Annotated in this window: 11 protein-coding genes and 1 tRNA gene; 10 read left to right on the forward strand and 2 right to left on the reverse strand. The window is 70.0% G+C overall.

The genetic code is table 11. The features are described from left to right. The first annotated feature begins 360 nt into the window (after positions 1-360). The 4 genes from gyrB to AB0K05_RS31600 all read left to right on the forward strand — a co-directional run bounded on the left by gyrB (position 361) and on the right by AB0K05_RS31600 (position 5,747). Positions 361-2,304, forward strand: a complete 1,944-nt coding sequence (gyrB, locus tag AB0K05_RS31585; RefSeq protein ID WP_364233948.1) for a DNA topoisomerase (ATP-hydrolyzing) subunit B — start codon at positions 361-363, stop codon at positions 2,302-2,304. Between the two features lie 36 nt (positions 2,305-2,340). Continuing rightward, the gene (gene gyrA, locus AB0K05_RS31590) at positions 2,341-4,842 is read left to right on the forward strand and encodes a DNA gyrase subunit A (RefSeq protein ID WP_148035923.1); all 2,502 of its coding nucleotides are present in this window, start codon (positions 2,341-2,343) and stop codon (positions 4,840-4,842) included. A 3-nt stretch (positions 4,843-4,845) separates the two neighbouring features. Then, on the forward strand, positions 4,846-5,547 hold the full coding sequence (locus AB0K05_RS31595) for a DUF3566 domain-containing protein (RefSeq protein ID WP_364233951.1): 702 nt from the start codon (positions 4,846-4,848) through the stop codon (positions 5,545-5,547). Positions 5,548-5,673: 126 nt separating this feature from the next. After that, positions 5,674-5,747, forward strand: a tRNA-Ile gene (locus tag AB0K05_RS31600). Positions 5,748-5,955: 208 nt separating this feature from the next. On the opposite strand, the gene AB0K05_RS31605 is transcribed toward AB0K05_RS31600, so the two are convergent. Continuing rightward, positions 5,956-6,351 carry a RidA family protein gene (locus AB0K05_RS31605; protein WP_148037189.1) on the reverse strand — a complete coding sequence of 132 codons (396 nt, stop codon included), beginning with the start codon at positions 6,349-6,351 and terminating at the stop codon, positions 5,956-5,958. 96 nt (positions 6,352-6,447) lie between these two features. Here AB0K05_RS31605 and AB0K05_RS31610 point away from each other — a divergent pair, with 96 nt between their 5' ends. The 5 genes from AB0K05_RS31610 to AB0K05_RS31630 all read left to right on the forward strand — a co-directional run bounded on the left by AB0K05_RS31610 (position 6,448) and on the right by AB0K05_RS31630 (position 10,175). Beyond that, complete coding sequence (locus AB0K05_RS31610; RefSeq protein ID WP_364233953.1) at positions 6,448-7,422, forward strand: WYL domain-containing protein; 975 nt, start codon at positions 6,448-6,450, stop codon at positions 7,420-7,422. A 185-nt stretch (positions 7,423-7,607) separates the two neighbouring features. Beyond that, positions 7,608-8,426 carry an ABC transporter ATP-binding protein gene (locus AB0K05_RS31615; protein WP_271276850.1) on the forward strand — a complete coding sequence of 273 codons (819 nt, stop codon included), beginning with the start codon at positions 7,608-7,610 and terminating at the stop codon, positions 8,424-8,426. Then, the gene (locus AB0K05_RS31620; RefSeq protein ID WP_271276851.1) at positions 8,423-8,995 is read left to right on the forward strand and encodes an ABC transporter substrate-binding protein; all 573 of its coding nucleotides are present in this window, start codon (positions 8,423-8,425) and stop codon (positions 8,993-8,995) included. The genes AB0K05_RS31615 and AB0K05_RS31620 overlap by 4 nt, the downstream gene beginning before the upstream one ends. Continuing rightward, positions 8,974-9,408, forward strand: coding sequence for an ABC transporter substrate-binding protein (locus tag AB0K05_RS31625; RefSeq protein WP_271276852.1), 435 nt, complete (start codon positions 8,974-8,976; stop codon positions 9,406-9,408). Before AB0K05_RS31620 ends, AB0K05_RS31625 begins: the two co-directional genes overlap by 22 nt. Continuing rightward, positions 9,405-10,175: an ABC transporter permease gene (locus AB0K05_RS31630; RefSeq protein ID WP_271276853.1), complete on the forward strand. Its 771-nt coding sequence runs from the start codon at positions 9,405-9,407 to the stop codon at positions 10,173-10,175. Before AB0K05_RS31625 ends, AB0K05_RS31630 begins: the two co-directional genes overlap by 4 nt. A gap of 9 nt (positions 10,176-10,184) precedes the next feature. Here AB0K05_RS31630 and AB0K05_RS31635 read toward each other — a convergent pair whose 3' ends face one another. After that, positions 10,185-10,724, reverse strand: coding sequence for a dihydrofolate reductase family protein (locus AB0K05_RS31635; RefSeq protein WP_271276854.1), 540 nt, complete (start codon positions 10,722-10,724; stop codon positions 10,185-10,187). Between the two features lie 137 nt (positions 10,725-10,861). Between AB0K05_RS31635 and AB0K05_RS31640 the strand changes: the two genes are divergently transcribed. Continuing rightward, positions 10,862-13,363 (forward strand): ABC transporter substrate-binding protein, encoded by a 2,502-nt coding sequence (locus tag AB0K05_RS31640; protein WP_364233958.1) that lies wholly within the window; start codon positions 10,862-10,864, stop codon positions 13,361-13,363. The last annotated feature ends 13 nt before the right edge of the window (positions 13,364-13,376 follow it).

Raw genomic sequence — 13,376 nt, forward strand, 5'->3', positions numbered from 1 at the left:
CAGCAGGCCTTTCGCGCCGCCGCAGCCGGCCGCGGGCGCTCGCGTGGCTCTGGGCAGGCTGTTGGGCGATCAGAGGGCTCCCAGACGCGCTGACCCCCCGATCGGGAGGGGGGATGCTGATCCGGGGGGAAAACGAGCCAGAGAGCATCACAGGCGCGTTCAATGCCACCTTCGGGCTCCGGACCCGGTAGAATGAAAGCGGATTCCGGACACGTCCGCTTGCGTGTCACCCCGGCAGGCAAGCCGACTCCCCTGGGTGACCGCGCATCGGGGCACTCACGACGGTGACGGGCACGGCAGGGGCAGCTTTTTCGCATTCGAGCGTCCCCGCCGCGTGTCCGCGGCAGGAGGATTACGCAGTTGTCCTACGACGCTAGCTCAATCACCGTACTCGAGGGGCTTGAGGCCGTACGCAAGCGCCCGGGTATGTATATCGGCTCGACCGGCGAGCGCGGCCTGCACCACCTCGTGCAGGAGATCGTCGACAACGCGGTCGACGAGGCGCTCGCGGGCTACGCCGACCGGATCGAGGTCACGCTGCTCGCTGACAATGGCGTGCGCGTGGTCGACAACGGCCGGGGCATCCCCACCGGCATACACCCCGTCGAGAAGCGCTCCGCGGTCGAGGTCGTGCTGACGACCCTGCACGCCGGCGGCAAGTTCGACAGCCAGGCCTACGCCGTCTCCGGCGGCCTCCACGGCGTCGGCTCGGCCGTCGTCAACGCGCTGTCCACGGCCATGGACGTCGAGATCAAGCAGAACGGCCACTACTGGCGCATCTCCTTCGACCACTCCAAGCCGACCGCTCCCCTGGCCAAGGGCGAGGAGACCGACGAGACCGGCACCAGCGTGACGTTCTGGCCCGACCCCAACATCTTCGAGACCACGACATGGAACTTCGAGACGCTCTCGCGCCGGTTCCAGGAGATGGCCTTCCTCAACAAGGGCCTCGCCATCGTCTTCACCGACGAGCGTCCCGACCACGTCAACGGCGAGCCGCACCGGGTCGAATACCTGTACGAGGGCGGCCTGGCCGACTTCGTCAAGCACCTCAATGACAAGAAGGAGCCGGCCCACGCGTCGATCATCTCCTTCGAGACCGAGGGCGACGGCATAGCGGTCGAGATCGCGATGCAGTGGAACAACTCCTACGCGGAGTCCGTCTACACCTTCGCCAACACGATCAACACCGCCGAAGGCGGCACCCACGAGGAAGGCTTCCGCGCCGCGCTGACGACCATCGTCAACCGCTACGCGCGCGAGCAGAAGTTCCTCAAGGAGGGCAAGGACGACAACCTGTCCGGCGAGGACGTCCGCGAGGGCCTCACCGCGATCATCTCGGTCAAGCTCTCCGACCCGCAGTTCGAGGGCCAGACCAAGACCAAGCTGGGCAACACCGAGGCCAAGTCGTTCGTCCAGAAGGCCTGCAACGACCACCTGCGCGACTGGTTCGAGCGCAACCCGGGCGAGGCCAAGGACATCATCAACAAGTGCCTGCAGGCCTCACGCGCCCGCATGGCCGCCCGCCAGGCCCGCGACCTGACGCGCCGCAAGTCCCTGCTGGAGTCCGGCAGCGGGCTGCCCGGCAAGCTGGCCGACTGCCAGTGGAACGACCCCGAGAAGTGCGAGCTGTTCATCGTCGAGGGCGACTCGGCCGGCGGCTCGGCCAAGGGCGGCCGCGACTCGCGCTTCCAGGCGATCCTCCCCATCCGCGGCAAGATCCTCAACGTGGAGAAGGCGCGGATCGACAAGGTCCTGAAGAACAACGAGGTCCAGGCGCTCATCACCGCACTCGGCACCGGCGTCCACGACGACTTCGACATCGCCAAGCTGCGCTACCACAAGGTCATCCTGATGGCCGACGCCGACGTCGACGGCCAGCACATCAACACCCTGCTGCTGACGCTGCTGTTCAGGTTCATGCGACCGCTCATCGAGGCCGGCCACGTCTACCTGTCCTGCCCGCCGCTCTACAAGATCAAGTGGGACCGCAAGGGCGAGGACGCCTCCTACGCCTACTCCGACTCCGAGCGCGACGCCATCATCCAGGCGGGCATCGAGGCCGGCAAGCCCGACCCCCGCCCGCGCGACAACGTCCAGCGGTTCAAGGGTCTGGGCGAGATGAACGCCGCCCAGCTCTGGGAGACCACGATGAACCCGGAGACCCGGCTGCTGCGCCTGGTCACCCTTGACGACGCCGCCCAGGCCGACGACCTGTTCAGCGTGCTCATGGGCGAGGACGTGGAGGCGCGCCGCGACTTCATCATCCGCAACGCGCGCGATGTCCGCTTCCTCGACGTCTGAGCGGCCTAGCCGCATCTCGATAAAGGACCACAACCTGTGACGGAAGTGAACACCACTCCCCCAGCTGACCGCATCGAACCGGTGGACATCCAGTCCGAGATGCAGCGCAGCTACATGGACTACGCGATGTCCGTCATCGTGTCCAGGGCGCTGCCGGACGTGCGCGACGGACTCAAGCCGGTGCACCGCCGGGTGCTGTACGCGATGTACGACGGCGGCTACCGCCCCGACCGCGGCTACTTCAAGTGCGCCCGCGTCGTCGGTGACGTGATGGGCACCTACCACCCCCACGGCGACACCTCGATCTACGACGCGCTCGTCCGCCTCGCGCAGCACTGGTCGCTGCGCTACCCGCTGGTCGACGGGCAGGGCAACTTCGGCTCGCCGGGCAACGACCCGGCGGCGGCGATGCGCTACACCGAGTGCAAGCTCGCGCCCATCGCCATGGAGATGCTGCGCGACATCGACAAGGAGACCGTCGACTTCCGGCCCAACTACGACGGCAAGTCGCAGGAGCCCGACGTCCTCCCCGCGCGGTTCCCGCAGCTGCTGGTCAACGGCTCGGGCGGCATCGCGGTCGGCATGGCCACCAACATCCCGCCGCACAACCTGCGCGAGGTCGCCGCCGCGGTCAAATGGTGCCTGGAAAACCCCGAGGCCGACGACGAGGAGCTGCTCGAAGCAGCGATCAAGCTGGTCAAGGGGCCCGACTTCCCCACCCGCGCGCTGATCGTCGGCCGCCGCGGCATCGAGGACGCCTACCGCACCGGCCGCGGCTCGATCACCATGCGGGCCGTGGTCGAGGTCGAGGAAGACGGCAAGGGCCGCCAGGCGCTCGTCGTCACCGAGCTGCCCTACCAGGTCAACCCTGACAATCTCGCCCTCAAGATCGCCGAGCTGGTCCGCGAGGGCAGGCTGACCGGCATCGCCGACGTCCGCGACGAGAGCTCCTCCCGCGTGGGGCAGCGGCTGGTGATCGTGCTCAAGCGCGACGCGGTCGCCAAGGTCGTGCTCAACAACCTCTACAAGCACACCCAGCTGCAGGACACCTTCGGCGCCAACATGCTGGCGCTGGTCGACGGCGTGCCGCGTACGCTCCGCCTCGACCAGTTCGTCCGCCACTACGTGGCGCACCAGATCGAGGTCATCGTCCGCCGTACGCGCTACCTGCTGCGCAAGGCGGAGGAGCGCGCCCACATCCTGCGCGCGCTGCTCAAGGCGCTCGACCGGCTCGACGAGGTCATCGCGCTCATCCGGGCGTCGGAGTCCGCCTCCCACGCCCAGCAGGGCCTGATGTCGCTGCTGGAGATCGACGAGATCCAGGCGCAGGCCATCCTCGACATGCAGCTGCGCAAGCTCGCCGCCCTGGAGCGCCAGGCGATCCAGGACGAGTACGACCACCTCATGACGCAGATCGCCGAGTACAACGCGATCCTCGCCAGCGAGGCCCGTCAGAGGGAGATCATCGGCGAGGAGCTGGGCGAGGTCGTCTCGCGTTACGGCGACGAACGCCGCACCGAGATCATCGCGCACGACGGCGACATGTCCATCGAGGACCTCATCGCCGAAGAGGACGTCGTCGTCACCATCACCCGCGGCGGCTACGCCAAGCGGACCAGGACCGACCTCTACCGCGCGCAGAAGCGCGGCGGCAAGGGCGTGCGCGGCGCGCAGCTGCGCCAGGACGACATCGTCGACCACTTCTTCGTCACGACGACCCACCACTGGCTGCTGTTCTTCACCAACAAGGGCCGCGTCTACCGGGTCAAGGCGTACGAACTGCCCGACGCGGGGCGCGACGCCCGCGGCATGCACCTGGCCAACCTCCTGGCCATGCAGCCGGACGAGACGGTCATGGAGGTCCTCTACCTGCGCGACTACGAGGTGGCCCCCTACCTTGTGCTCGCCACCCGCAGCGGCCTGGTGAAGAAGACCCGCCTGTCCGAGTACGACTCCCCCAGGTCCGGCGGCCTGATCGCGATCAACCTGCGCGACGACGACGAGGTCATCGGCGCCCGCCTGATCTCCGAGGAGGACGATCTGCTGCTCGTCTCCAGGGGCGCGCAGTCGATCCGGTTCACCGCCTCCGACGAGGCGCTGCGCCCGATGGGCCGCGCCACCAGCGGCGTCATCGGCATGCGTTTCCTCGAAGGTGACGAACTTCTGGCCATGAACCGGATCTCCGACGGGCAGGATGTGCTTATCGCCACAAAGGCTGGGTACGCGAAGCGGACACCCGTTGAGCAGTACCCGGTGCAAGGACGTGGCGGAAAGGGCGTGCTGACTGCAAAAATCGTGAGCTCTCGTGGCAAGCTGGTCGGAGCCGTCATGGTCAACCCGGAGGACGAGGTCTTCGCGATCACGTCCGCAGGCGGGGTGATCCGGACGAGTGCCGGTGAGATCAAGCAGTCCGGCCGGCAGACCATGGGAGTCCGATTGATGAACCTCGCCGAAGGCGACAGCGTGGTGGCCCTCGCCCGGAACGCCGAGTCGATGGAGACTTCGGTGGAGAGTGAAGCAGACGGGGGAGGAGAGTAATAGATGAGCGCCCAGGGTGGCGCCGCCAGGACCCAGGCGGCTCGGGACAACGGCCAGCAGCAGCCTGGCAAGGCCCCTGACAAGGAGCCTCGCCAGGCACAGGAGGAGGAAGGCAACCCGACGAAGCCGGCACTCAAGCCGGACGGACAGCAGCCCCGACCCCAGTCGGGCCCCGCCCCGTCAGCTCCCCCGCGGGCCCCGGCCCCGTCGGAGCGCGACGGCAACGACACCGCGCGCTCGCGCCCGTCACTCGCGACCGAAGCTCCCCCGCCGGCCGTCGAGCTCCCCGGCAAGAAGAAGTCGTCCGGCGGCGGAGGCTCGCGCCTCCCCCGCAAGGCCCACCTGGTGCTGCGCCGCATCGAGCCGTGGTCGGCCATGAAGTTCAGCTTCGTGGTGTCCCTGGTCTGCTTCGTGGTGCTCTTCGTCGCGGTCGCCGTCCTGTACGGGGTGCTGTCGGCCCTGGGCGTGTTCGACTCGATCGTCGACCTGGTCAACCAGCTCAGCCAGGGCGAGCAGGGTGAGGGGTCGCTCCAGATCGACATCGCCTCCTGGTTCGAGCCGGTGCGCATCCTGGGCTACACGGCTCTCATCGGCGCCGTGAACGTCGTTCTCATCACCGCGCTCGCCACCCTCGGCGCGGTCATCTACAACGTCTCCAGCGACCTCGTGGGCGGCGTCGAGGTGACCTTCAGCGAGGCCGAGTAATCCTGTCCCACGCACGCTCGCGCCGCCCCCGCGGCGGCGCGAGCAGCGTGCGGGAGGCGGTAAGCTTTTCCTCAGCCGAACCGGTTCGCCTCCGCGCGGCGGATGCGATACGGTTCCATGTGTTGCGGGGCTATAGCTCAGACGGTTAGAGCGCTTCCCTGATAAGGAAGAGGTCCCAGGTTCAAGTCCTGGTAGCCCCACCCAGCTAGAAGGCCCGTCGGGATGATCCGGACCGGGCCTTTGACGGTAATAGGCACGGCAACGGCCCTCACCTCACTCCCCGAAGAGCTGCCGCGAGATCAGACGGGAAGATCGAGCCGACCTTGCGCATGCGTGGTTACCTCGGGTTCTGTGAAGAAGACGATGCGTGCCGCCCCCGGCGGTCCGGCCGGAGGCGGCGGGGTCGCGTCACGCTACGGCGGTTCCCTCGAGTTCGACCATCAGGGTGGGGATCGCCAGACGTGTCACCCCGAGCATCGTGGTGGACGGCGCCACCCCGGCGGCGCCCAACCGTGAGGCCAGCACGCCGTAGTGCTCGAAGAGGCGGTCGACGTCGGTGGTGTAGACGTTGAGCCTCACGAGGTTCGCCAGGGACATGCCGGCCTCGCCGAGCACGGCCTCCAGGTTGTCGAGGCTCAGCGCCAGCTGCGCCGCCATGTCATCGGCGTGCTGCGGCTTGCCCTCTCCGCTCATCGCGGTCTGTCCTGAGCAGTACAGGGTCCGGGTGTGTCCGGAGACGACCTCGCCCTGGTTGTAGCCCAGCTCCGTCGACCACGCCCACGGGTTGACCGCCGTTCGTTCCATTGCCACATCAGCTCCGTTCGAATGGGTTGCCACCTGTCGATGAGCCTCGCAAACAAACCACGACATCCCCTGTCATGTATTCCGGTAGGTTTTCGTATGCGTGCCGACCGGCTGGTCTCGCTGGTGCTGCTGCTGCGGCAGCACGGCAGGCTGTCCGCGACCGCGCTGGCGCGCGAGCTGGAGGTGTCCACCCGGACCGTGCTGCGCGACATCGAGGCGCTGTCCGCGGCCGGCGTCCCGGTGTACGCCGAACGCGGCCGGCACGGCGGGTTCGCGTTGTTGCCCGGCTTCCGGACCGAGCTCACCGGGCTGAACCCCGACGAGGCCCTCGCCCTGCTGGTCGCCGGGTCGCGGCGCGGCGCGCAGGCGTTCGGGCTCGGGTCAGCGCTCGCCTCGGCGATGCTCAAGGTGGTCGACGCGCTGCCCGAGAGCTATCGGGACACCGCGGCCGGAGCGGCCGAGCGGTTGCTCATCGACCCGGAGACCGACCTCCTCTCACGCCGGCTGGTCGCCGAGGAGGTGCCCGACGCCGTCGCGGCCGAGGTCCTGCGCGCGGTGTTCGCCGGGCACAAGCTGCGCATCCACTACGCGGCCGCGGACCAGGCGCCGGAGTGGCGCACGGTGGACCCGATCGGCCTGGTCACCGTACGAGATCGGGGCTACCTGCTGGCCACGAGGTCCGGCGCGGACCGCACCTACCGCCTGTCCCGGATCCTGGCCGCCCAGGAACTCGCCGAACCCGCACAGCGAGCGGACCGGGTCGATCTGGACCTGGCCTGGCAGGAACGGAGCACGAGGTTCCGGGCCGGTGGCGACCAGGTCACCGTGGTGGTACGGCTGGACCCGGCGCGTCGTGAGGACCTGGTGGGCACCGCGCTGGCCGTCCTCGCCGAGGAAACCGACCCGGACGGCCGGCTGCGGCTGGAGGTGACCTTCCAGGACCGGAGACACGCCGAATGGGCGCTGTGGCAGCTCAGCACGAACGCTGAAGCCCTGGCCCCGCAGTGGTTGCGCGACTCCCTGCGCGCCCGCGCCACCGCGGTCGCCACCCGCTACGCAGTGTCATCATGAGCTTTCGGCGCCTCGCCGACGAAAGTCCCACCCAGGCGTGCCTTCGACAGAGGGGCCGCGGCGGAGGACCAGGGCATGATCCCCGGGGACCCTCGGCGCACAAATACCAGTAATCCCTATTGATTATACCGGAATAATAGGTAATCGTGGGAGGGCACCGAGGACCGAGAGCATGGGAGAGGCGTATGACCACCGGCCAGGCCACGTTCCCCGCCAGGGCGGTGGCCGCGGCGGGAGTCGGGTTGCGCGGGGTAGGCCACACCTACGGCAACGGCCACACCGTGCTGCGCGACCTGGAGCTCGACATCCTCCCCGGCGAGATCGTCGCCATCCTGGGGCCTTCGGGCTGCGGCAAGTCCACCCTGCTCCGCCTCGTGGCCGGGCTGGAGGCGCCCTCGGACGGCGAGATCACGGTCGACGGACGTCCGGTCCGCGGGGTCGACGCCCGATGCGCGGTGGTCTTCCAGGAGCCCCGGCTGCTGCCGTGGCGCGACCTGGCCGGCAACGTCGCCCTCGGCCTGCCAAAAGGCGTCGGCAGGGAGAGCGGCGCGCGCATCGTACGGCACTGGCTCGACGTCGTCGGCCTCGACGGCTTCCACCAGCACCGGCCCCGCCAGGTGTCCGGCGGCATGGCCCAGCGCGCGGCCCTCGCCAGGGCGCTGGCCAGGGAGCCCGGCGTGCTGCTGCTCGACGAGCCGTTCGCCGCGCTGGACGCCCTCACCCGGCTGCGCATGCAGGACCTCCTGGCCGACGTGCAGCGCGGCGCCGGAACCACCGTCCTGCTCGTCACCCACGACGTGGACGAGGCGTTGCACCTGGCCGACCGGGTGGTCCTGCTCGGCGCCGAACCGGAGCGGCCGGGCGCCACGATCGCGACCGTGCTCGACGTCCCCCACCGCCGGCCCCGCGACCGCGCCCATCCCGAACTCGCCGCCCTCCGCGCCGACCTGCTGGAGCGGCTCGGCGTGCCCCGCCCCACCCCCGCCGAGGAGCCCACTCCGTGATCCACCGCCGTTCCCTGCTCACCGCCGCCCTGCTCGTCCCCCTGGTCACCGCCTGCGTGCCAGGTGAGAGCGGCACCGCCACGCCCGCCTCGGGCCGGCTCCGGCTCGACTACGCCTACTACAACCCGCTCAGTCTGGTCATCCGGCAGCAGCGCTGGCTGGAGGACGCGCTCCCGGGCACCGAGGTGACCTGGGTGCTGTCGGCCGGCAGCAACAAGGCCAACGAGAACCTGCGCGGCGAGACCATCGACCTCGGCTCCACCGCGGGCGCCGCCGCCCTCCAGGCCCGCGCCAACGGCACCCCGATCAAGACCGTCGGAATCTACACCCGTCCCGAGTGGGCGGCGCTCGTGGTGGCCAAGGACTCTCCGATCACCGAGGTGAGCGGGCTCAAGGGCAAGAAGGTCGCCGCCACCAAGGGCACCGACCCGTACTTCTTCCTGCTCCAGGCCCTGGAGGAGGCCGGGTTGGACGGCACCGACGTCGAGGTCGTCAACCTCCAGCACGCCGACGGCAAGACCGCGCTGGAGCGCGGCGACGTGGACGCGTGGTCGGGCCTAACCCGCTGATGGCGCAGAGCCAGGTGGACTCGGGCACGAAGCTGATCTACCGGAACGCGTCCTTCAACTCCTACGGCTTCCTCAACGCCCGCGAGGAGTTCCTCGCCGAGCATCCGGACCTCGCCCAGAAGGTGCTCGACGCGTACGAGAGAGCCCGCGCGTGGATCGTCGAGCACCCCGACGACGCGGTCCAGCTGCTGGCCTCGGAGGCCAAGCTCGCCCCCGAGGTCGCTCGCGTGGTGCTCAAGGAGCGGACCGAGGTCGAGGTCAGCCCGGTCCCGGGTCCCGACCAGCGCGCGGTGCTGGAACGCATCCTGCCGACGCTGGTACGGGAGAGCCAGGTGCGCTCCGAGCAGGAGGCGAAGACGGCGCTCGACTCCCTGTTCGCTCCCGAGTTCGCCGAGAAGGCCGGGGCCTCGTGACGACACCCGGCCGGTGGGTGCGCCCGTGGAGCTTCGCCGCGGGCCTGATGGTGCCGCTGGCGGCGCTCGCCGCCTGGCAGGTCGCCACCGGCGCCGGCTGGTTCACCGCGAGCCAGTTGCCTCCGCCCGCGGCGGTCCTGGCGGCGGTGGGCGAGCTCATCCGGCGCGGCGAGCTGTGGCAGCACGTCGCGATCAGCGGTCAGCGCGTGCTGCTGGGCTTCGCCGGGGGAGCGTCGGCGGGGCTGGTGCTCGGCGCGCTCGTCGGCCTGTACGCGCCGGTCCGCACCCTGCTCGCCCCCAGCATCGCCGCGCTGCGCGCGGTGCCGTCGCTGGCGTGGGTGCCGCTGCTGGTGCTCTGGCTCGGCATAGCGGAGGGCCCGAAGATCGTCCTGGTGGCGATCGGTGCCTTCTTCCCCGTCTACACCACCGTGTCCGCGGCGCTCGCGCACGTGGATCCGCACCTGGTCGAGGCCGGGCGGGCGTACGGGCTGCGCGGCGTGGGCCTGCTCACCCGCGTCCAACTCCCCCACGCCGCCCCCGCCGTCTTCGCGGGGTTGCGGCTCGGACTGGCCCAAGGCTGGTTGTTCCTGGTCGCGGCCGAGCTGATCGCCTCGTCCATGGGCCTGGGATTCCTGCTGATCGACAGCCAGAACACCGGCCGCACGGACATCCTGCTGCTGTCGATCCTGCTCCTGGCGCTCCTCGGCAAGGCCGCCGACATGCTGCTCGGGCTGGCCGTGAGAGCCGCGCCCTTCGACCCGCGCTGAGACCCTTCGTCACAGGACCCGGAACCAGAGGTTGGTCGCCTGGGGGACCTGCGTCACGCCGAGACGTTCGAGCTTGACGTTCGTGCCGCCCGGGTGGTCGAAGAGGCGGACGCCGTCGCCGAGCATGACCGGGGCGACGCAGACCAGGACCTCGTCGAGCGCGCCCGCCGCCAGGCACTGGCGGGCCACGTCGGCGCCGATGACGTTGACGTACTTGCCGCCCGCCGCGGCCTTCGACGCGGTGATCGCGGTGTCGAGGTCGGTGACGAAGGTGACGCCCGGCACCGGATCGGCCGGGGGGTTGTGGGTGAGCACGAACTGGGGCCCGCTCCACCCTCCGCCGAACGCCTCGCCCTCGTGCTCGGTGTCCCTGTACGGGTCGTCGCCGCCGAAGGAGCGGTTGCCCACGAGAAGGGAGCCGACCTGGGGGAGCAGGTCGTCCACGGTCGGGTTGGGGCCGAGGTGCTCGGCCAGCCAGGACATGTCGCCGCCCGGCCCGGCGATGAAGCCGTCGAGCGACATGGTGACCGAGTAGAGCATTTTCGCCATGGGTTCCTCCCGCGATCGGACCTTACCTCGGTTAAGACCACGCACGGCGGCGGAAGTCATCGTGGTTCCGGCAGTACGCTCTTCTTGACGAGCGCTGCGGGGGCCGCGACGGGACGAGTCCGGAGGCTTGATCGCGCATGCCGTCCATCCCCGTGTACGAGCTGATCGACGAGGCCCAGCGCCGTCCCTCGCCCCTGGCCGGGGAGCGCAAGCTGCCCATCCTGGTGTTCACCGGCGACGCGCTGCCGACCGGCACGGCCGTGGAGACGGCGGAGTGCTTCAAGCTGCGGGCACCGTACGCGGAGGTCAACGCGGACGAGACCGACGTCGCGACGATCGTCGACCGGCTCGCGGGGGAGAAGGGCTCGCTGACACCATGGGTCAAGGGCACGCTGCTCCCGCCTCCCCGCTTCCCGCTGACCCGGTTCGTCCTCTGGGCATGGAGCGAGCGCGAGACCGCGGCCGGGGAGCCGAAGGATCCCGTGGGCGTCCGCGCCACCCTGCGGCGGTCGCTGTCCCAGCGCCGGAAGAAGGACGCGTTCACCGGGTCGGCGCTGCGGGTCATGGTCGACTACGTGGGCAGGACCATGACCACGTGGCTTCCGGCCACCGGGCTGGCCACGTTCGGGCTCCAGAAGCTCGTGGACGGCGTCAGCCTGGCGCTCTGGCTGGCCAGCCCGATCGTCGCCGTCATCGGCGCTCTGCTGCACGCCGCGCTGCTGATCCGCGGCTGGCTCTTCTACCGCTGGTTCCGCAAGGCCCCCTATGTCAGGCGCAGGAAGGGCGAGGACATCATCGCCTACGCGATCAGCGTGGGCCGCGCCGATCAGGACGCGGTCGAACGGCTGATGGTGACCGCGCTGCTGGAGGACCTCCGCCAGGCCTACCAGCGTCGCGTCCTTCCGTGGCCCGGCTGGGGGCGCAACACCTATCCCGTGGTAGCGCTCAGGAACGCCGACCCGGGCACGATGGGCCGCCGGTTCATGGAACTCCTGGACGAGGTGCGGGTCCGCGGACAGCGGGGCCCTCTCCTGCTGGTCGCCTCCACCTCGGAACCGCCGGCCGGGCACCGCTTCGACCCGCCCGCCGCCGGCGAGCTGGAGCCGGTCAGGCAGTACCGCGCATGGCGGGCGGCGATCCACCGGGCGGAGCCGAGCCCGTACCTCGTGATCAGGTTGACGGAGGCCGGCGCGTCGCGCAGCGACGATCCCGCCCGGCTGCTTCTCGCTCGTCCGCTCGCCTTCTGGGCGGTGGTGCTGGCGCTGCTCGTCGTGCCCGTCATGGCGACCGTGACGGCCACCGCGGGCTGCGGCGCCGAGCTGCGCGAGGTGGACGGGCAGTGCGTGGGCCTGGGCGCGCTCGGCAAGATGGCGCCGCACCCGCTCGTCGCGCCGGTGGCGCGACGGATAGAGGAGCAGAACGCGGCGATCCCGCTCGGTCACAAGGTGTTCACCATCGCCTATCTGGGCCCGCTGACGACACAGCCGGGCGCGCAGTTCAAGGACGGCCAGATGACGGCGGTGGCCGGCGAACTGGCCGGGATCGGGGCGTACCAGAAGAGTTACAACACGAGCCGATCCGACTGGAAGATGAAGGTCGTGTTCGCCAACACCGGCCAGGACTTCATCAGCGCCGAGCTCGCGGCGACGGGCATCGCGGAACGGGCGCGGGAGGACGCGTCGCTGGCGGCCGCCGTGGGGTTCGCCTGGAGCCGCGAGGAGGTCAAACGCGCGGTGGGGGTGCTGACGAGGGCGAACGTGCCGATGGTCAGCACGGTCACCACGGTCGGCGAGATCGCGCAGGTGGGGGACCGGCGGTCGGCGTTCCTGTTCCGGCTGGCCGTCGTGAACAGCCTGCAGATGAAGGCCACGGTCCACTGGCTGGAAACCCTCGGGCTCGCGGAGGGGGTGGGCAGGAAGCCCAAGGTGGCCGTCGTCTGGCAGCGGCAGGACGGCGAGCTCTACAGCCAGGATCTGAAAGACCTGTTCCTGGAGGAGTACCCGGGGGAGAGCGCGGACTTCTCGTTCGGCGATGACGCCTCGCTGGGCGTGGCGATGCGGGAGGCGTGCGGGTCGGGCGCCGAGGTGGTCTACTACACCGGCCGGGCCGACTTCCTGAGCAGCCTCAGGCGGGATTGGGGCGCCTCGTGCGAGCAGCGCGAGATCAGGCTGCTCGCCTCGGACGACGTCACCGGCTCCGTCGCCAAGGACGTGCGGTCGAACCCGGCCGCCCACGACGTGAGCATGTCCTTCGTGTCGCTGACCGACGTCCGCGACACCTCGCTCACCAACCAGAGCCAGCAGACCCTGCGGCGGTGGATAGCGGAGTCCGGCGTCGGCGTCTCCTTCGCGCACGCCGCGTTCGGCTTCGACGCGGCCCAGGCCGTGGCGATCGCGTTCAGCGCCTACCGCACGCAGAGCGAGGCCGACGACATCCTCAGCGGCGTCCACTACAACCTGCGCGGTCAGGCGTTCGACGGCGCGACCGGCAAGGTGTCCTTCTCCGAGCACGCCACCGACCACGACGCCCAGGGCCGGGAGGTGTGGCTCATGACCGTCGAGTCGGGCCGGCCGATCCAGGCGACGTGGGTCTGCCGGCCCACCGCGACGGCGGCCGAGTGCGCGTCGCCGTCCGAGTGATCCGGCCGGGCCC

It is taken from the genome of Nonomuraea sp. NPDC049486, from assembly GCF_040676925.1.
Classification (GTDB): domain Bacteria; phylum Actinomycetota; class Actinomycetes; order Streptosporangiales; family Streptosporangiaceae; genus Nonomuraea; species Nonomuraea ferruginea.

Coding starts and splice junctions, on each gene's coding strand:
- AB0K05_RS31595 (WP_364233951.1), top strand. CDS start 4,846: ATGAGCGCCCAGGGTGGCGCCGCCAGGACCCAGGCGGCTCGGGACAAC.
- AB0K05_RS31605 (WP_148037189.1), bottom strand. CDS start 6,351: ATGGAACGAACGGCGGTCAACCCGTGGGCGTGGTCGACGGAGCTGGGC.
- AB0K05_RS31610 (WP_364233953.1), top strand. CDS start 6,448: ATGCGTGCCGACCGGCTGGTCTCGCTGGTGCTGCTGCTGCGGCAGCAC.
- AB0K05_RS31615 (WP_271276850.1), top strand. CDS start 7,608: ATGACCACCGGCCAGGCCACGTTCCCCGCCAGGGCGGTGGCCGCGGCG.
- AB0K05_RS31635 (WP_271276854.1), bottom strand. CDS start 10,724: ATGGCGAAAATGCTCTACTCGGTCACCATGTCGCTCGACGGCTTCATC.
- AB0K05_RS31640 (WP_364233958.1), top strand. CDS start 10,862: ATGCCGTCCATCCCCGTGTACGAGCTGATCGACGAGGCCCAGCGCCGT.